General features: G+C 70.7%; 14 protein-coding genes. 6 read left to right on the plus strand and 8 right to left on the minus strand.

Annotated elements, in window-relative coordinates:
- Nucleotides 1–54 precede the first annotated feature (54 nt).
- From IGS69_RS24925 to IGS69_RS24935, 3 genes are all read left to right on the plus strand, one after another.
- Nucleotides 55–2427: a polysaccharide lyase 8 family protein gene (locus tag IGS69_RS24925; RefSeq protein ID WP_385864824.1), complete on the plus strand. Its 2373-nt coding sequence runs from the start codon at nt 55–57 to the stop codon at nt 2425–2427.
- Between the two features lie 154 nt (nt 2428–2581).
- A complete protein-coding gene (locus tag IGS69_RS24930; RefSeq protein WP_190902743.1) occupies nt 2582–4165 on the plus strand; it encodes an acyl-CoA carboxylase subunit beta in 1584 nt (527 codons plus the stop codon).
- Nucleotides 4166–4200: 35 nt separating this feature from the next.
- Nucleotides 4201–4395 (plus strand): acyl-CoA carboxylase subunit epsilon, encoded by a 195-nt coding sequence (locus IGS69_RS24935; RefSeq protein ID WP_104781465.1) that lies wholly within the window; start codon nt 4201–4203, stop codon nt 4393–4395.
- A gap of 175 nt (nt 4396–4570) precedes the next feature.
- Here the strand turns inward: IGS69_RS24935 and IGS69_RS24940 are convergent, their stop codons facing one another.
- The 8 genes from IGS69_RS24940 to IGS69_RS24975 form a co-directional block, all read right to left on the minus strand.
- Complete coding sequence (locus IGS69_RS24940; protein WP_190902744.1) at nt 4571–5152, minus strand: GTP-binding protein; 582 nt, start codon at nt 5150–5152, stop codon at nt 4571–4573.
- Entirely contained in the window at nt 5133–5711 is a 579-nt protein-coding gene (locus IGS69_RS24945; RefSeq protein WP_097220932.1) for a DUF742 domain-containing protein, read from the minus strand. Before IGS69_RS24945 ends, IGS69_RS24940 begins: the two co-directional genes overlap by 20 nt.
- Nucleotides 5712–5805: 94 nt before the next feature.
- The gene (locus IGS69_RS24950) at nt 5806–6219 is read right to left on the minus strand and encodes a roadblock/LC7 domain-containing protein (protein ID WP_003993185.1); all 414 of its coding nucleotides are present in this window, start codon (nt 6217–6219) and stop codon (nt 5806–5808) included.
- Between the two features lie 10 nt (nt 6220–6229).
- Nucleotides 6230–9541 (minus strand): sensor histidine kinase, encoded by a 3312-nt coding sequence (locus IGS69_RS24955; RefSeq protein ID WP_190902745.1) that lies wholly within the window; start codon nt 9539–9541, stop codon nt 6230–6232.
- Nucleotides 9542–9917: 376 nt separating this feature from the next.
- Nucleotides 9918–10493: a GTP-binding protein gene (locus IGS69_RS24960; protein ID WP_104781463.1), complete on the minus strand. Its 576-nt coding sequence runs from the start codon at nt 10491–10493 to the stop codon at nt 9918–9920.
- A complete protein-coding gene (locus tag IGS69_RS24965; protein WP_030851927.1) occupies nt 10474–10869 on the minus strand; it encodes a DUF742 domain-containing protein in 396 nt (131 codons plus the stop codon). The genes IGS69_RS24960 and IGS69_RS24965 overlap by 20 nt, the downstream gene beginning before the upstream one ends.
- Before the next feature lie 110 nt (nt 10870–10979).
- A complete protein-coding gene (locus IGS69_RS24970; RefSeq protein ID WP_005479910.1) occupies nt 10980–11393 on the minus strand; it encodes a roadblock/LC7 domain-containing protein in 414 nt (137 codons plus the stop codon).
- 9 nt (nt 11394–11402) lie between these two features.
- Nucleotides 11403–15236, minus strand: coding sequence for a sensor histidine kinase (locus IGS69_RS24975; RefSeq protein ID WP_190902746.1), 3834 nt, complete (start codon nt 15234–15236; stop codon nt 11403–11405).
- A 600-nt stretch (nt 15237–15836) separates the two neighbouring features.
- On the opposite strand from IGS69_RS24975, the gene IGS69_RS24980 reads away from it, so the two are divergent.
- The 3 genes from IGS69_RS24980 (at nt 15837) to gltX (ending at nt 18454) form a co-directional block, all read left to right on the plus strand.
- Nucleotides 15837–16028, plus strand: coding sequence for a hypothetical protein (locus IGS69_RS24980; RefSeq protein ID WP_184854233.1), 192 nt, complete (start codon nt 15837–15839; stop codon nt 16026–16028).
- Nucleotides 16029–16200: 172 nt separating this feature from the next.
- Nucleotides 16201–16977, plus strand: coding sequence for a fumarylacetoacetate hydrolase family protein (locus IGS69_RS24985; RefSeq protein WP_190902747.1), 777 nt, complete (start codon nt 16201–16203; stop codon nt 16975–16977).
- A complete protein-coding gene (gltX, locus tag IGS69_RS24990) occupies nt 16970–18454 on the plus strand; it encodes a glutamate--tRNA ligase (RefSeq protein WP_190902748.1) in 1485 nt (494 codons plus the stop codon). The genes IGS69_RS24985 and gltX overlap by 8 nt, the downstream gene beginning before the upstream one ends.
- Nucleotides 18455–18470 lie beyond the last annotated feature (16 nt).

The following is an 18470-nucleotide window of genomic DNA, read 5'->3' on the forward strand; positions in this document are numbered from 1 at the left end:
ACTCCGGCCGGATCCACCGTTCAGGTGAGCCTCTCCCCGTGGTAGGGCATGGGCATGACTCCCCAGCGTCGCCTCTTCCCCCGCCGCGCGGCCGGGGCGGCCGTCCCGCTCCGGCTCAGCCGTCGCGCCCTGATGCTCGCGGTCGCCGCCCTCGCGGCGACCGGGGGCGCGGCACCGACGGACCGGGGCGCTGACGCGCCGGACGATCCGTACGACGCCCTGCGCCGCCGCTGGCTCGGCATCTCCCTCGGCACCGGCTACGACCCCTCGGCCGAGCCCTACGCCGCCCGGCTCGCCGAGACCGGCGCGCTCGCCCGGGACCTGCGCGCGAGCATGGCCCCGGCGGCGGACTCCCTCTGGCCCGGGCACCCCTTCGACCCGCCGGCCGGCATCACCCTCAGCTACGGCCGGCTGTGGACCATGGCCCAGGCCTACGTCCAGCAGGGCACCGGCTCCACCGCCGACCCCGCCCTCCTCGCCGCCATCCTGCGCGGCCTCGACCACCTCTCCGCCACCGTCTACAACCGCTCCACCACCCGCTACGGCAACTGGTGGGAGTGGCAGATCGGCAGCCCCCGCCTGCTGATGGACCTCACGGCCGCCCTGTACGAGGAGCTGGGGGAGGCCCGCGTCCAAGCCGCCTGCGCCGCGGTCGACCACTTCGTCCCCGACTCGGCCCTCGGCGACTACAGCGGCACCTCCACCGGCGCCAACCGCGTCGACCTGTGCCGTTCGGTGGCCCTGCGCGGCGTCCTCGGCCGCGACCCCGCCAAGATCGCCCTCGCCCGGGACGCCCTCTCCCCGGTCTTCCCGTACGTCACCCGCGGCGACGGCCTGCACGCCGACGGCTCCTTCGTCCAGCACACCTGGGTCGCCTACTCGGGCACCTACGGCCAGGTCATGCTCGACGGCCTCGGCCGGCTCTTCGCCCTGCTCGCCGGATCCGACTGGGAGGTCACCGACCCGAACCGGCAGATCGTCCTCGACAGCGTCGAGCGCGCCTACGCGCCGCTCCTGCACGACGGACTGGTCATGGACAGCGTCAACGGCCGGGCTATCAGCCGCGGTTACCTCAGCACCGACGACCGCAAGGTGCTGCGCAGCGACCACTACCACGGCGGTCGGCTCATCGCCGCGATCGCCCTGCTCGCGGCCGGCGCGAGCCCCGCGGAACGCGAGCGCTGGCACGCCCGCGTCAAGGGCTGGATCGAACGCGACACCGTCAGCCCGATCCTGACGGCCCCCCAGTTCGGCGTCGCCGACCTGGCCCGGCTGCACGCCATCGCCGCCTCACCCGCCCCGGCCGCCCCCGAACCCACCGGACACCACCTCTTCGCCGCCATGGACCGGGCCGTCCACCGCGGCCCCGGCTGCACCGTGAACATCGCCATGGCCAGCGACCGCATCGCCCACTACGAGTGCGGCAACGGCGAGAACCCCCGCGGCTGGCACACCGGCGCGGGCATGGTCAGCTGGTGGGCCGAGGGCACCGGCGACCAGTACACGGACTGGTTCTGGCCGACCGTCGACTGGTACCGCCTGCCCGGCACCACCGTCTCCACCAAGCGGCTCGCCGACCGCGAGGGCGGCGAGTGGGGCACGGCCCGCCCGGACGCGCGCTGGGTCGGCGGCACCACCGACGGCACCTACGCGGCCCTCGGCCAGCATCTCAAGGGCCTCGGCTCCACCCTCGAAGCCCGCAAGTCCTGGTTCTGCGTGGAGGACGCGGTGATCTGCCTGGGCGCCGGGATCAGCTGCTCCGACGGCGTCCCGGTCGAGACGATCGTCGACAACCGCAACCTCGGCGCATCCGGCACCCAGCGCTTCGTCAAGGGCCCGCACTGGGCCCACCTGGAGGACCACGGCGGCTGGGTCCTGTTCGGCCGCGAGCCGAAGGCGCTGCGCGAGGACCGCACCGGCGCCTGGTCCGACATCAACACCGGCGGCACACCGGAGCGGCGCACCCGCCGCTGGCAGACCCTCTGGCTCGACCACGGCACCGACCCCGAGGACGCCACGTACACCTACGTCCTCCTGCCCGGAGCGTCCCGCCGGGCGGTCGCGCGCCGGGCCGCCGACCGCCACTGGATGTCGGTCCTCGCCAACGACGCCGGCCGCCAGGCGGTCACCGTGCCCTCCCTCGGGTGCACGGCCGCCACCTTCTGGCAGGCGGGGGCCGCGGGCCCGCTCTCCGCCTCCGGGGGCGCGAGCGTGCTGGTCGTCCGCCGGGGCCGTACCGCTACCCTCTGCGTGAGCGAACCGCCCCGTACGGGCGAACCGCTGGAGATCGTCTGGGACCACCCGGTCCGCCGGGTCGACCGGGCGGACGAGACGGTCGAGGTGCTCTCCACAGGCCGCCGACTGCGCGTGCGCGTCACGCCGGGGAAGGTATGCGCCACCCATGCCTGTGAGGTGACTCTCGCCTGACCTCTTTGTGCGACCCCTACAAGCGACACGCCCCCTGAGCAGTCGGAAAGGCTCAACGGCGCCACGGTTCTGTTCAGGGGTACCAGGAAAACACGCCGGAGACTGTGAGGAGTCGACGGCCCGCATTAGGCGGTCGGCTTCGTAAGGTCACTACATGACCGTTTTGGATGAGGCGCCGGGTGAGCCGACCGACGCGCGCGGACGCGTGGCCGAACTGCACGAGATCCGTGCGCAGGCACTGGCCGGACCGAGCGAGAAGGCGACCGCGGCGCAGCACGCCAAGGGCAAGCTGACCGCGCGGGAGCGCATCGAACTCCTCCTGGACCCGGAGTCCTTCCGGGAGGTCGAGCAGCTGCGCCGGCACCGGGCCACGGGCTTCGGCCTGGAGGCCAAGAAGCCGTACACGGACGGTGTGATCACCGGCTGGGGCACGGTGGAGGGCCGCACGGTCTTCGTCTACGCCCACGACTTCCGCATCTTCGGCGGCGCCCTGGGCGAGGCCCACGCCACGAAGATCCACAAGATCATGGACATGGCCATCGCGGCCGGTGCCCCGCTGGTGTCGCTGAACGACGGCGCCGGCGCCCGCATCCAGGAGGGCGTCTCGGCCCTCGCCGGCTACGGCGGCATCTTCCAGCGCAACACCAAGGCCTCGGGCGTGATCCCGCAGATCTCGGTGATGCTCGGCCCGTGCGCCGGCGGCGCGGCCTACAGCCCCGCCCTCACCGACTTCGTCTTCATGGTCCGCGAGACCTCGCAGATGTTCATCACCGGCCCCGACGTCGTCAAGGCGGTCACCGGCGAGGAGATCACGCAGAACGGCCTCGGCGGCGCCGACGTCCACGCCGAGACCTCCGGCGTCTGCCACTTCGCCTACGACGACGAAGAGACCTGCATCGCCGAGGTCCGCTACCTGCTCTCGCTGCTCCCGCAGAACAACCGCGAGAACCCGCCCCGCACCGAGCCCTCGGACCCGGCCGACCGCCGCTCCGACGTCCTGCTGGACCTGGTCCCGGCGGACGGCAACCGGCCGTACGACATGGCCAAGGTCATCGAGGAGATCGTCGACGACGGCGACTACCTCGAGGTCCACGAGCGCTGGGCCCGCAACATCATCTGCGCGCTGGGCCGGATGGACGGCCAGGTCGTCGGCATCGTCGCCAACCAGCCGCAGGCGCTCGCCGGTGTCCTGGACATCGAGGCCTCCGAGAAGGCGGCCCGTTTCGTTCAGATGTGCGATGCATTCAACATTCCGATCATCACTCTTCTGGACGTCCCCGGCTTCCTCCCGGGCGTCGACCAGGAGCACGGTGGCATCATCCGCCACGGCGCGAAGCTCCTCTACGCCTACTGCAACGCGACCGTGCCGAGGATCTCCCTGATCCTGCGCAAGGCCTACGGAGGTGCCTACATCGTCATGGACAGCCAGTCCATCGGTGCCGACCTCACCTACGCCTGGCCGACCAACGAGATCGCGGTCATGGGCGCGGAGGGTGCGGCCAACGTCATCTTCCGCCGTCAGATCGCCGACGCCGAGGACCCCGAGGCCATGCGGGCCCGCATGGTCAAGGAGTACAAGTCCGAGCTGATGCACCCCTACTACGCGGCCGAGCGCGGCCTGGTCGACGACGTCATCGACCCCGCCGAGACGCGCGAGGTGCTGATCAAGTCCCTCGCCATGCTCCACACGAAGCACGCGGACCTGCCGTCCCGCAAGCACGGCAACCCGCCGCAGTAACCCTGCGGACATCTTCCTCACGGAGACTGACACCCATGGAATCGCCTGACATCCGCGTCGAGAAGGGCCACGCCGAGCCCGAGGAGGTCGCCGCCATCACGGCCATCCTCCTGGCCCGCGCCGCAGCCCGCCCCACGGACCCGACCCCGGCCCACCGCGGCCGCGTCAAGGCAGGCTGGCGCCGCCTGGAACGCGAGCCCGGCTTCCGCGCCCCGCACAGCTGGCGCTGACCCCGGATCAAAGAAGGCCCCTCGTAGAGGGGCCTTCTTTGCTTGGGGGCGCGGGGCCGCATCACTGTGCGGTTCCGCCGCGCGGGCGCGACCAGCCCCCCACAAACCCGCACCCGGCAACGCAACAGCCCCCGGCAGCCCAGAGGCCGCCAGGGGCTGTCCCACAGCAGGAGAACTACCGCAGTCGAGCCATCAGCGCGTGCTCGACCAGCGTGATCAGCCCCGACTTCGCGTCGGCCCGGTGCCGCGCGTCCGTCGTGATGATCGGGGTGTCGGGGCCGATCTGCAGCGCCTCGCGGACCTCGTCCGGCGTGTACGGCTGCTGGCCGTCGAAGCCGTTGAGCGCGATGACGAACGGCAGGCCGGAGTTCTCGAAGTAGTCGACGGCGGGGAAGCAGTCGGCGAGCCTCCTCGTGTCGACCAGCACGATCGCGCCGATGGCGCCGCGCACCAGGTCGTCCCACATGAACCAGAAGCGGTCCTGACCGGGCGTACCGAAGAGGTACAGGATCAGGTCCTGGTCCAGGGTGATACGGCCGAAGTCCATGGCCACCGTGGTGGTGGTCTTGTCCCCGGTGTGGGTGAGGTCGTCGATGCCGGCCGAAGCGGAGGTCATGACGGCCTCGGTGCGCAGCGGGTTGATCTCCGAGACGGCACCCACGAACGTGGTCTTGCCCACGCCGAAGCCGCCAGCCACCACGATCTTCGCGGACGTGGTGGAGCGGGAAGGCCCTCCGCTAGAGCTTGCGAAGTCCACTGAGCACCCTTTCGAGCAGTGTCACGTCTGGCTGGCCGCCGGCGTTCTCGTCGCCGCCGGGCTGATGGATGGCGACCAGTCCCGCTTCCGCCAAGTCGGCGACGAGGATCCTGGCCACGCCGAGAGGGATCGTGAGGAGCGCCGAGATCTCGGCGACCGACTTGATCTCCCGGCAGAGGTTGCAGATCCGCTGATGCTCGGGCAACTGGCCCTGCATCTGGTGCGGCTGCGCAGTGGTGTGCACCAGCGCCTCGATGGCGAGCTGGTAGCGCGGGCGGGTCCGGCCGCCTGTCATGGCGTACGGACGCACCAGCGGGTTGTTCGACCCCCCGGCGGGCGACGGCTCGGGGGTGCGGCGCTGTGGCTGCACGGGCTGGATGCGCGGGGCCGGCGGCTGATCGTACGGCGAAGGGCCGGGGCCCTGCGGCGCGTACGGCTGCCGGTGGCTCGGTGCGGAGGGGAAGTTGTAACGGTTCGGGTTCTGACCACCGTCGCCCTGGCCCTGGGCAGGGCCGTACGACCAGTTGCCCGAAGACGAACCGCCTGGGGGTGTTGCCACTTTCTCCTCCTCCGACTGTGCCTGGCACCCATCGCTGTGGAGCCGCGTCCCGAAACCTTACGGCCACGGGACGCCAAAACGCACCGTCCGTCTGTTAGTTGAGCAGGCTCCCCTGGAGCTCTGCACGAAGGTCCGGCGTCAGGACCGTACCGGCTCGGTCCACCAGCAGTGCCATCTCGTACCCGATGAGACCGATGTCCGCCTCCGGATGTGCGAGGACGGCGAGGGACGAGCCGTCGGATACGGACATGATGAAGAGGAATCCCCGCTCCATCTCCACAACCGTCTGGTTCACCGCGCCTCCCTCGAAGATCCGGGAGGCGCCTGCCGTCAGGGACGTCAGACCGGAGGCGACGGCCGCGAGCTGGTCGGCACGGTCGCGGGGGAACCCTTCGGACATCGCCAGAAGGAGTCCGTCGGCGGAGACCACCACCGTGTGGGACACCCCCGGGGTGTTGTCCACGAAGTTGGTGATCAACCAGTTCAGGTTCTGTGCCGCCTGGCTCATCGGGCTCACACTAACGCTCCTGGTTGTAGGTGCTGTCAGGACCGAAGCCCTGGCCGTTCGTTTCACTGCCTGCGCTGCGTCCGCGCTGGACGCCCCGACGCAGGTTGCTCAGCCTGCCCCGGACGTCCTCCGGAGCACGGGAGACCTGGGGGCCTCCCTGAGGGGTGCTTTCGGCGGCACCCTCGATCAGGTTGGCCTTGGGTACCCGCCTCGGCAGGCCGGAGGAGGTGACCCCGCCCGCCTTCGGCTTCCGGAGCTGCGAGGCCTGCTGCCACCGCTCGTCGTTGGCCGAGCGCCAGTCGCCGTCGCCGTTGCTCTCCGGGGTGGAGGCCGCAGGCTCCTGGCTCGCGCGCCGTGCGCCGCCCGTGCCGTTCGCACCGCTCGCGGTGGCTCCGCGGCGGGGAAGCCCGGCGTCGGTGAGCGACGGGGCGGCGGACTGGGTCGGTCCCGGACGGTCGAAGCCTACGCGGTCCTGCTCACTCGCGTCAGCGGCCTGCGCAGATTCCGTTTCCGGGGCCTGAGAAGGGTACTGGTTCGGGTAGCCGTTCTGGTAGTTGTCCTGCTGCGGCCAGTCATCCTGGTGACGCCGCTGCTCGAACGCCGCGAACGCGCCCTGCCCGCCCGAGTTCGGCGCCGCGGGCTCCTCCTGGGCCGGCTCCGCATAAGAGGGCTCCGGGTAGCCGCCGTTCGGCGAGAAGGTGTCGTTCTGCGGCAGACCGCCGTTCGGCGCGTAGTACTGCTCGTCGTACGCGGAGCGCTGCGGCTCCTCGTACGCCGTGTGCCGCTGCTCGTCGTACGACGGCTGCTGCTGCTCGTACGGCGCCTGACGGTCGTACGCGGACGGCTGCTGCTCGGGGTAGCCGCTCTGGCCGGTGTCGTAGGCCTGTGCGGTGTCGTAGCCCTGCTGCCCGTTGTACTCGTCGTGGTAGCCGTTCGCAGGGTCGGGCCGGCCGCTCTGCCCGGGCAGCGCGGGCTGCTCGTGCGACTGGGCCTCCAGGGCCGCCCGGCGCTCCTCGCGCAGCAGGGAGCGGCCGACGGGGTCCAGCTCCCGTATGTCGTCGGGGACGTCGGAGTAGCGGCTGTCGTCGAAGCCGAGCTCCGCCGCCGTGCGCATGGGCTGCTGGTTGAAGTTCTCGCCGCCGCGGAAGTTCTGCTCCGGGATGATCTGCGAGACGGTGAACTCGTCGCGGTCCATGGTCTGCTCGCCGCCACCACCGTGGGTGATCGCGTCCGGCAGCATGACCAGCGAGGTGGTGCCGGCCTGCTCGCCCGAGGGGCGCAGCTGGACGCGGATGCCGTGCCGGTCGGACAGCCGGCCGACCACGAACAGGCCCATGCGCTGCGAGATCGCGGCGTCCACGGTCGGCGGGTTGGCCAGCTTGTGGTTGATGTCCGCGAAGTCCTCGGCGGTCAGGCCGATGCCCTTGTCGTGGATCTCGATCATCACGCGGCCGTCGGGGAGACGGGTCGCGGTCACGCGCACCTTGGTCTGCGGGGAGGAGAACGTCGTGGCGTTCTCCAGCAGCTCGGCGAGCAGGTGCACGAGGTCGGTCACGGCGCGGCCGTGGATCTCGGCCTCCGGGACGCCGGAGAGCTCGATGCGCTCGTACTGCTCCACCTCGGAGGAGGCGGCGCGCAGCACGTCGACCAGCGGGACCGGCTGGTCCCAGCGGCGGCCGGGCTCCTCGCCGGCGAGGACCAGGAGGTTCTCGCCGTTGCGGCGCATACGGGTCGCCAGGTGGTCCAGCTTGAAGAGGTTCTCCAGCTGGTCCGGGTCGGCCTCGTTGTTCTCCAGGTCGGTGATCAGGGTCAGCTGGCCCTCGATCAGCGACTGGTTGCGGCGCGAGAGGTTGGTGAAGATCGCGTTGATGTTGCCCCGCAGCAGGGCCTGCTCGGCGGCGAGCCGGACGGCCTCGCGGTGGACCTGGTCGAAGGCGCGGGCGACTTCGCCGATCTCGTCGGTGGTGGTGATCGGGATGGCCTGGACACGGGTGTCGACGCGGCCGGGATCGGTGCGGGAGAGCTGGTCGACGAGCATCGGCAGACGCTGCTCGGCGATGCCGAAGGCGGCGTTGCGCAGCTGGCGCATCGACCGGCTCATCTGGCGGGCGACCGCACCGGCCAGGATGAAGGCCAGGAGCAGGGCGACCACGACGGCGGCACCGGTGATGTAGGCGTCCTGCTGGGCGTTGTCGGCGATGTCGGACGCTTCGCTCACGGCCTTGTCGGCCATGTCCGTCTCGATCTTCTCGTACGCGTTGAACTTGAGCGTGTTGACCGCCCACCAGTTCTCGGCGGTGATGCCCTTCTCGGCGAGCGCGGCACGGGCGCTCGGGTCCGTGCTCGGCAGCGTCGCCACGCGGGAGATCATGCTCGTCGGGTTGGCGGGCGGCGGCACGTAGTCCGGGTTCTTGCCCTTGGCCTCGCGGGCCATCGCGGCACCGTCGGCCTTGAGCTTGGCCTCGGCGGTCTTCAGCTTCTCCGCGTCCTGCTCGGTGCCACCGCCGATGTACTCCTGCACGGCGATGCGCTCGAGGTAGGCGTACGAGGAGAGGGCGATGCGCTGGCTGGCGAGGTTGCCGGCGTCCGGGCCCGGCTTGACCAGGATGTGCATGCCGATGGAGCGCTGCAGCGACAGGGCCGCCTTGGTCAGCTCCATGGCGTACACGGTCCGGCCGTAGCTGGTGATGTTGCCGGTGCCGAGGCCGAGCTCGTTGGCGAACTCCGTCAGCGGGTGGGCGACCTCGACGTAGCCCTCTTCGGTCTGGACGCCCTTGAGCTTGGGGGTGTAGGCGACCTGGCGCAGGGTGGCCAGCTTGGGCTCCGCCTTGCGGAAGAGGTCGAGCCGGCGCTCCAGGCCGGGCTTGGCCGGCATGTTCTGCGCCGCGGCGTCGAAGGCGTCGGCCGCCTCGTCGGTGGCCTTGCGGAGCTCGGCGACGGTCGCCTTGTCCTTGGCGTTCTGGGCGCTGCCCTTCAGCAGGGGCGCGGCCGAGGCGTCACGTTCGTTGTAGAGGGCGTTGGCGTAGAGCAGCGAGGCGCGGACCAGGCGCGCGGTGTTCTCCGCGTCCTCGGCCTCCTGCCAGGTGTCGATCGAGCTCTTCACCTGGAAGCCGCCCATGACGAGGCCGACCACCACGGGTATGAGCAGGATCGCGTTGAGCCGGGTCGCCACGCGCCAGTTGCGCGGGGAGAGACGGCCGCCGCTCTCGGCGGGCGCGGCCGCCGGTTCCGAACCGGGCACGGGGGCGGGCGCCGCTGTGCGCGGCGGCGGGGTGAAGTTGCCCCGGGCCGACGGCTCGGGACTGCTCTTGCTTCGCCTCACTCGACCAACAACCTCTCGGCGGTCGGCACCAACGTTGTGCCGCAGTGTTCAGAGCCCAAGTCGCCGACGACGGACGAGCACGTCTTTGACTATTGGGCAGTTCAGGCATTCCAGCACGACGACCTGCGCTCTTCCAAACAGTCCGAGGCGGGGAATCGACGTGATGTAAGCCCCAGATAAAACGGTCATAAAGAGCGAGCCCCGCCAAAAGGCGGGGCATTTGTGAGCGCAGCGAGACCGGATGTGCGCGACGAGTGGCCATACCACCCGATTCCTCTGCCGAAACGTTATGAACACCTTGGCCGACCGTGTCAAAGGACACAGCCGGCTCCGGTGTATCTACGACAACTTCCGTACGGCACTTCTGAATTGGGTGCTACCTCAGCCGCGCCATCAGCGCGTGCTCGACCAGCGTGATCAGGGCACTCTTCGCATCGGCCCGGTGCCGCGCGTCCGTCGTGATGATCGGGGTGTCCGGGCCGATCTGCAGCGCCTCGCGGACCTCTTCGGGCTGGTAGGGCTGCTGCCCGTCGAAGCCGTTGAGCGCGACGACGAACGGCAGGCCCGAGTTCTCGAAGTAGTCGACGGCCGGGAAGCAGTCGGCCAGGCGCCGGGTGTCCACGAGCACCACCGCGCCGATGGCGCCGCGCACCAGGTCGTCCCACATGAACCAGAAGCGGTCCTGACCGGGCGTACCGAAGAGGTACAGGATCAGGTCCTGGTCCAGGGTGATACGGCCGAAGTCCATGGCCACCGTGGTGGTGGTCTTGTCCCCGGTGTGGGTGAGGTCGTCGATGCCGGCCGAAGCGGACGTCATGACGGCCTCGGTGCGCAGCGGGTTGATCTCCGAGACGGCACCCACGAACGTGGTCTTGCCCACGCCGAAGCCGCCCGCCACCACTATCTTCGCGGAGGTGGTCGACCGACCCGCGTCAGAGCTTGCGAAGTCCACTGAGCACCCTTTCGAGCAGTGTCACGTCCGGTGCGCCGGTGGCGTCGTCGCCGCCCGGCTGGTGGATCGCGACGAGACCGGCCTCGGCGAGGTCCGCGACCAGGATCCGGGCCACACCCAGCGGCATGTTGAGCAGCGCCGAGACCTCGGCCACCGACTTCACCTCACGGCACAGGTGGCAGATCCGCTGGTGCTCCGGGAGCAGTCCCATGAGCGCGGCGGGGTCCGCGGTCGTGCTGATCAGTGCCTCGATGGCCAGCTGATAGCGCGGCCGGGTCCGGCCGCCGGTCATGGCGTACGGCCGTACCAGCGGCTGGTCGCCCTCGTCCTCGTACGGCTCCGCGTACGGATCATGAGAGGCGGTGGGCGGGGTCATGGGTCCTCCGGGCTGGACAGCAAGTCGGTCAGCAAGCCGTCTGACGGGGCCTGTGTGGGGTGTGTGGCGGCCGGACGGTGATGTGGTGAGACGGGTGGTGCCGGGGCCGATCAGTGGAGCAGACTGCCTTGGAGCTCAGCTCGCAGGTCCGGGGTGAGGACCGCGCCCGCGCGGTCGACCAGGAGAGCCATCTCGTAGCCGACGAGGCCGATGTCGCACTCGGGGTGCGCCAGTACGGCCAGGGACGAGCCGTCCGAGACGGACATCAGGAAGAGGAACCCCCGCTCCATCTCCACGACCGTCTGCGCCACGTCACCGCCCTCGAAGATCCGGGAGGCGCCCGCCGTCAGTGACGTCAGGCCTGAGGCGACGGCCGCGAGCTGGTCGGCGCGGTCGCGCGGGAAGCCCTCGGACATCGCCAGAAGGAGACCGTCGGCGGACACGACGACGGTGTGGGACACCCCAGGGGTGTTGTCCACGAAGTTGGTGATCAACCAGTTGAGATTCTGTGCCGCCTGGCTCATCGGACTCAACTAACGCTCCTGCTGGTGAGTGGGCCGTGGGTGGCTGCCGGTCTGGGTGGACCCGGCCTGACGACCCTGTGCGATTCCCCGACGGAGATTGGTCAGCCGGCCGCGCACGTCATCGGGCGCACGCGAGACCTGCGGACCGCTCTGGTGGGTCTGCTGCTGAGCCGTGCCCGGGACGAGGTTCGCCCGGGGCACCCGGCGCGGCAGGCCGGAGGTGGTGACACCACCCGCGGCGGGCTGGCGGACCCGCTCGGCCTGGCGGACGAGGTCGTCGTTCGGCGAGGTGCGCCAGCCGACGGCTGCGGACCGCTGCGGACCGGTGGGTCCCTGCGGCTGCTGCGGGACGGCCGGAGCGGAGCCGTTGTTCTGCTGCTGCTCCTGCTGGCCGTGGAACCAGTTGGTCTCCAGCGTGTCGTACAGCGGCGTACGACCGTCGCCGGGACCGGACGCCGGCGGCAGGGCCTCGGGCTCCTGCCGGACCGGGCGGGTCTGCGGGGCGGGCGGAAGCGAGGCCCCGAAGTCGGCCGGGCCCCGGCCGCCGTTCGGCTGCGGCCGCTCGGGCCGGCCCCTGCCCGCCGGGTCGGCCTGGGTGGCCGGACCGGGGAGGGTGGGACGCCCGGAGCCGTTGTCCTGGCGGGGTACGGGGTACTGCCCGGTCGAGCCGTTGTCCTGGCGCTGAGCCGGGTACTGGCCCGTCGAGTTGGCGTCCTGGCGAGGCGCCGGGTACTGACCGCTCGAGCCGTTGTCGTAGGACTGGGGCGCCGGGTACTGGCCCGTGGAGCCGTTGCCGTAGGACTGCGGGGCGGGGTAGTGGCCCGACGTGGACGACGGGTCCGGGCGGCCGCCGGGGGTGCCGAAGACGTCCGGGCGGACGAACTGGCCCTGGCCCTGCGGGACGTTCGCGCCGGGGCCGAACGGATCCGCCTGCCGGGCGGCGCCGAAGTCGGACGGCGAGCCGAGGCCCTGCCGGTCGTTGTCGTGCGGCACAACCGGCATCTCGGTCGTCGCACCCGGGCCCTGCCGGTCGTCGACGCGCGGGAGGGGCGACGTGCGGGAGACGTCCGGCTCCTCGTGGCCGCGCGGGGCGTCCAGCGAGGCGCGCGGCACCGGCGGCTGGGCGTTCTCGTCGCTCCAGCTCGGTACGCGCTGCTGGGCGTCGCCACCGGGCAGCTCGGCCCGCGGACCACCGCGCGGCGGCAGCTGCGGCCTGCGGCCCTTGCCCTGCTCGGCGTCGCCGCCCTGCTTCTTCCGGCTCCGGCCACCGCCGAAGGCGTCCTGGCCCTGCGGGCCGTTGGTGCCCGCGGCCTGCAGACCCTGCGGGGCACCCGGAGCCTGCCGGCCCTGCGGGGCGCCCGGCGCCTGCTGACCGAACGCACCGGCACCGCCCTGAGCCGGACGGCCCTGCGAGGGACCACCCTGCTCGAACGACGACGGGCCGGGACCCTGCGGTCCGCGCGCACCGCCCGGCGCTCCCGGACGGCCACCGTCCGCATCCCGCCCGGGCAGCGCGGCCCGCGGGCTCTGACCGGGACCGAGCCGGCCGCCGCCGGACGCACCGGCCCCGAGAGCACCGCCGGACGGGCCGGCACCGGCGGCACGCCGGGCCGCGGCCGCACCGGCGGCGGCCTGCGCGGCGGCGGGACCGCCGCCGGCGGCCGGCGGCTGACCGGGCTGCTTGGGCTGGGGCTTGCGGCCGCCCTGGGCGACATCGACGGGCAGCATGACCAGCGCGGTCGTACCACCGGAGTCGGACGGGCGGAGCTGGATGCGGATGCCGTGCCGCTGGGACAGCCGGCCGACCACGAACAGACCCATGCGGCGGGAGACGGAGACGTCCACCGTCGGGGGAGAGGCGAGCCGCTCGTTGATCGCGGCCAGGTCCTCCGGCGACAGGCCGATACCGGTGTCGTGGATCTCGATCAGCACCCGGCCGTCGGGCAGGGCGTGACCGGTGACCTTGACCTTGGTCTGCGGCGAGGAGAACGACGTGGCGTTCTCCAGCAGCTCGGCGAGCAGGTGCACGAGGTCGTTGACCACGCGGCCGGCCACTTCGGTGGTCGGCACCGAGGCCAGCTCGATGCGCTCGTACTGCTCCACCTCGGACGCGGCGGCGCGGAGCACGTCCACCAGCGGCACCGGACGGGTCCAGCGGCGGCCGGGCTCCTCACCCGCGAGGACGAGGAGGTTCTCACCGTTACGGCGCATGCGCGTGGCGAGGTGGTCGAGCTTGAACAGCGAGGACAGCTGGTCCGGGTCGGCCTCGCGGGACTCCAGTTCGGAGATGAGCGAGAGCTGACGCTGGATGAGGCCCTGGGAGCGGCGCGAGAGGTTGGTGAACATCGCGTTGACGTTGCCCCGCAGCAGGGCCTGCTCGGCGGCGAGCCGGACCGCCTCGCGGTGCACGTCGTCGAAGGCCGCGGCCACCCGGCCGATCTCGTCCCGGGAGTGCACACCGACCGACTCCACGGACGTGTCGACGTCCTGCGGGTCGGACTCGGACAGCTGCTTGACCAGCTCGGGCAGACGGTCGGAGGCGACCTTGGTCGCGGTGTCCTCCAGGCGGCGCAGCGAGCGGATCATGGACCGCGCCACGACGAAGGCGCCGACCAGCGACACACCGAGCACGATGAGGATCAGGGCACCGGAGATGATCGCGTCGCGCTCGGTGGCGCTGCGCAGCTCGCGGGCCTTCTGCTCCATCTCCTCGAGCAGCGTGTGCTCGATGTTCTTCATCTGCTGGATCTTGGTGGAGCTGTCGTCCAGCCAGTCGCGGTAGGACCGCTTGTCCTGCTGGGCGAGACCGCTCGCCGATTTCAGGGCGCGACCCGCGTAGGTGTCGGTCGCCTTGATCGTCGAGTTGCCGCCGTCCTCGATCGGCTTGAGCAGCTCGGCGGCGGAGTCCTCGCCGTAGATGCTCTTGAAGCTGCGGAGCTCGGAGTCCTGGCTCTCCAGGGCGGACTCGGCGTAGAGCCGGTCGTTGGACGAGAGCTTGCCGGTCGTGGTGTTGCTCGCGGGCAGGGCCGCCGCCAGGGCCGCGCGCTGGATCGAGGAGTACTCCTTGGCGGAGGAGAACGCCGCGAGCGCACGCGTGCGCTGGATCATGTCCGGGTTGCTGGTCGCCTCGGCCATGTCCTGGGAGAGGTCGATCAGGTTCTCGATCAGACGGTGGTACGCCTCGATCGTCTGCGTGGAGTTGTCGTCGGACGCGTAGGCGCCCTTGCGGATCTGCTCCAGGTCACCCAGCTCGCCGGCGAGCTGGACGAGGTACTCGCGGACGCCCTTGAGGTTGCCGTCCTTGCTGCTGCTGTCGATCTCCTCGGAGCTGTCGAGGAAGTTCTTCCTCGCCCGGTCGGTCTTCTCGCGAAGTCCCTTGACCGTGAAGTCCGTGGCCTTGCCGCCGTGCGCGAGCGGGCCGGCCGACTGGTCGCGCTCCTCCTGGAGCGCGGCCGACAGCTCGGTGGCCTGCTTGGTCAGATCCGTCAGCAGCTTCATGTTGTCCAGCTGCTGGATGTTGTCCATGGAGTCGTTGATGCGCAGTGCGCCCAGCGACGTGGCGGCGACCACCGGGAGCGCGAGCAGCGACACCAGGCGGGTGGAGATACGCCAGTTCCGCAGGGCTATTCGCGGACCGGGGCCCACCGGACCCGTCGGCGGCTTCAGCCCCTTGGACGGGCTCGTGGAGCCGGGTGCGGTCGGCCCGGAGCGCTCGCCGCCGTCACCGGCAGGGCCCTGGTTCTGGGCGTGCTGGGGCGAGGAGCCGCCATTCATGGGGCCAGTCCCGCCGTGCGGCTCCGGCTCCGCCGAAGCGCTGCCATCCCTCTTGAAACGTCCCTGCACTAGCGTCGCAACCTCTGGACCAGGCACCCCGTCCGAACGGCGGGGCACGGTGTCGGCGTTCTGGGGACGCCCTGAAAAACGCCCCCGTGGTGGTCGTGAGTGACCGGAGCTGGCTCCCCCTTCTCACCGCCGCTCGGCGCGTCTGTGCGCCCCCTGTGCGCCGGCTCGATCCTGCGGCGGTCCGTGAGATTCCAGCACAGCACAGGATCTCCAACAAGGCCCGTAGGCCGAGCCGTGATGTAGGTGACAGCACGTGAGTGCCGGATCACGGCTCGTAGAAAGCGAGTTCGTCTATTTCGGGCGTAATCCCGCGAGTCGACGAGCCGTGCCGGGTGTCCCAGTCGCCATGATCAGGAGCGGAATGATGGCTTCAGTGAGCCAATGTCCGTTTCGTTGGGGTGGAGTGCGAGTCCGGATTGACCGTTTCGCCCTCGGGTTCGTGAGCAAACTCACACGCCGATCGTGCCCCCGGCGCCGCCGGGCCGGGGAATTGGATGTTTAGCCTGACGCTTTACATCGATGGCACAACCGACAACCCGCGCCCGTACGGGGGTTCACACCCCGCCCGGCGCCCGTTCACAGGACAGGGTCAAGTAAACAGTGAAGACGACGACGATGTTCCACAAGATCGCCAATCCGCGGCGCACGACGCTGGCACACCTGGAAGACGCCGACGAACTGCAGACGCCGGAGCAGCCGGAGCACCCCGTCGACCTGCCGGCCCAGACCGCAAACCCCAAGCGCACCATCCTCATGGAGATCCCCGTCGCGGCCGCCGCGGCCGCGGAGTGACACCAGCAGGTACGCGTGCCGGCCGCCGGATGCTCACGGTGGCGGGACCCGGATTTTCCAGGGGCGCCCCCCGCGACGGGGCGCCCCTTCCTAATGCGCGGGGCGGGGACACCTCACCGCGTTAGCCTGGAGCGTCAGACTCCAGCCGCTCAGTCAAGGGGCCAAGCATCCCGTGCGCATCGCCAGGTTCTCCATCGACGGGAACGTCGCCTTCGGCGCCATCGAGGGCGACAAGCAGGACGAGCTCGTCCTGGACATCATCAAGGGCATCCCGTTCGCGGACTTCGAGCTCTCCGGGACCAAGGTGCCGGTGAGCAAGGTCAGGCTGCTGCCGCCGGTGCTCCCCAACAAGGTCGTCGCCTTCGGCCGCAACTACGCCGAGCACGCGAAGGAACTGGGCAACGAGGTCCCCGAGACCCCCTTCGCCTTCTTCAAGCCGTCCACCTCGGTGATCGGCCCCGGCGACGAGATCCAGTACCCCTCCTTCTCCGAGGAGGTGCACCACGAGGCCGAGCTGGCCGTGGTGATCGGCCGGATGTGCCGCGAGGTCCCGCGCGAGCGCGTCAAGGACGTGATCTTCGGCTACACCTGCGCCAACGACATCACCGCCCGCGACGTGCAGCGGCGCGAGAAGCAGTGGGCCCGGGCCAAGGGCTTCGACAGCTCCTGCCCGCTCGGCCCCTGGGTGGAGACGGACCTGGACGCGAGCGACCTCACCATCCAGCTCACCGTCAACGGCCAGCAGCGCCAGCTGGGCCGCACCAGCGAGATGATCCACTCCGTCGAGGATCTGATCGTCAACATCTCCGAGGCCATGACGCTGCTCCCCGGCGACGTGATCCTCACGGGCACCCCGGCTGGGGTCGGCCCCCTGAACGTCGGCGACGACGTCGCCGTCACCATCGAAGGCATCGGCACTCTCACCAACAAGGTTGTCAAGCGTGGCTAGCGCATCCGGCACTCCAGTACGCGTCCGTTTCTGTCCCTCGCCCACCGGTAACCCCCACGTGGGCCTGGTCCGCACCGCCCTGTTCAACTGGGCGTTCGCCAAGCACCACCAGGGCACCCTGGTCTTCCGCATCGAGGACACCGACGCCGCCCGCGACTCCGAGGAGTCGTACACCCAGCTGCTCGACTCGATGCGCTGGCTGGGCTTCGACTGGGACGAGGGCCCCGAGGTCGGCGGCCCGCACGCGCCGTACCGCCAGTCGCAGCGCATGGACCTCTACAAGGACGTCGCGCAGAAACTGCTCGACGCCGGTCACGCCTACCACTGCTACTGCTCCCAGGACGAGCTGGACACCCGCCGCGAGGCCGCCCGCGCCGCCGGCAAGCCCTCCGGCTACGACGGGCACTGCCGTGAGCTGACCGCCGCCCAGGTCGAGGAGTACAAGGCCCAGGGCCGCGAACCGATCGTCCGCTTCCGGATGCCCGACGAGCCGATCACCTTCACCGACCTGGTGCGCGGCGAGCTGACCTTCACCCCGGAGAACGTCCCGGACTACGGCATCGTCCGCGCCAACGGCGCCCCGCTGTACACGCTGGTCAACCCGGTCGACGACGCCCTGATGGAGATCACCCACGTCCTGCGCGGCGAGGACCTGCTCTCCTCCACCCCGCGCCAGATCGCCCTGTACAAGGCCCTGATCGAGCTGGGCATCGCCAAGGAGATCCCGTCCTTCGGCCACCTGCCGTACGTGATGGGCGAGGGCAACAAGAAGCTCTCCAAGCGTGACCCGCAGGCCTCCCTCAACCTCTACCGGGAGCGCGGCTTCCTCCCCGAGGGGCTGCTCAACTACCTCTCCCTGCTCGGCTGGTCGCTCTCCGCCGACCAGGACGTCTTCTCGATCGAGGAGATGGTCGCGGCCTTCGACATCGCGGACGTGCAGCCGAACCCGGCCCGCTTCGACCTGAAGAAGTGCGAGGCGATCAACGCCGACCACATCCGCATGCTCGACGTGAAGGACTTCACCGAGCGCTGCGCCCCCTGGCTGAAGGCCCCGCACGCCCCCTGGGCCCCGGAGGCGTTCGACGAGGCCAAGTGGCAGGCCATCGCCCCGCACGCGCAGACCCGTGTGAAGGTGCTCTCCGAGATCACGGACAACGTCGACTTCCTGTTCCTGCCGGAGCCGGTCTTCGACGAGGCCTCCTGGAACAAGGCGATGAAGGAGGGCTCCGACGCCCTGCTGCGCACCGCCCGCGAGAAGCTGGAGGCCGCCGACTGGACCTCCGCCGAGTCGCTCAAGGAGGCCGTCCTGGCCGCCGGCGAGGCCCACGGCCTGAAGCTCGGCAAGGCCCAGGCCCCCGTCCGCGTCGCCGTCACCGGCCGCACGGTCGGGCTGCCGCTGTTCGAGTCCCTGGAGGTCCTGGGCAAGGAGACCACCCTGGCCCGGATCGACGCGGCGCTGGCGAAGCTCACCGCGTAGGCACACGGCACCACAC

The sequence above is a fragment of the Streptomyces tuirus genome (assembly GCF_014701095.1).
Taxonomy (GTDB): Bacteria; Actinomycetota; Actinomycetes; order Streptomycetales; family Streptomycetaceae; genus Streptomyces; species Streptomyces tuirus.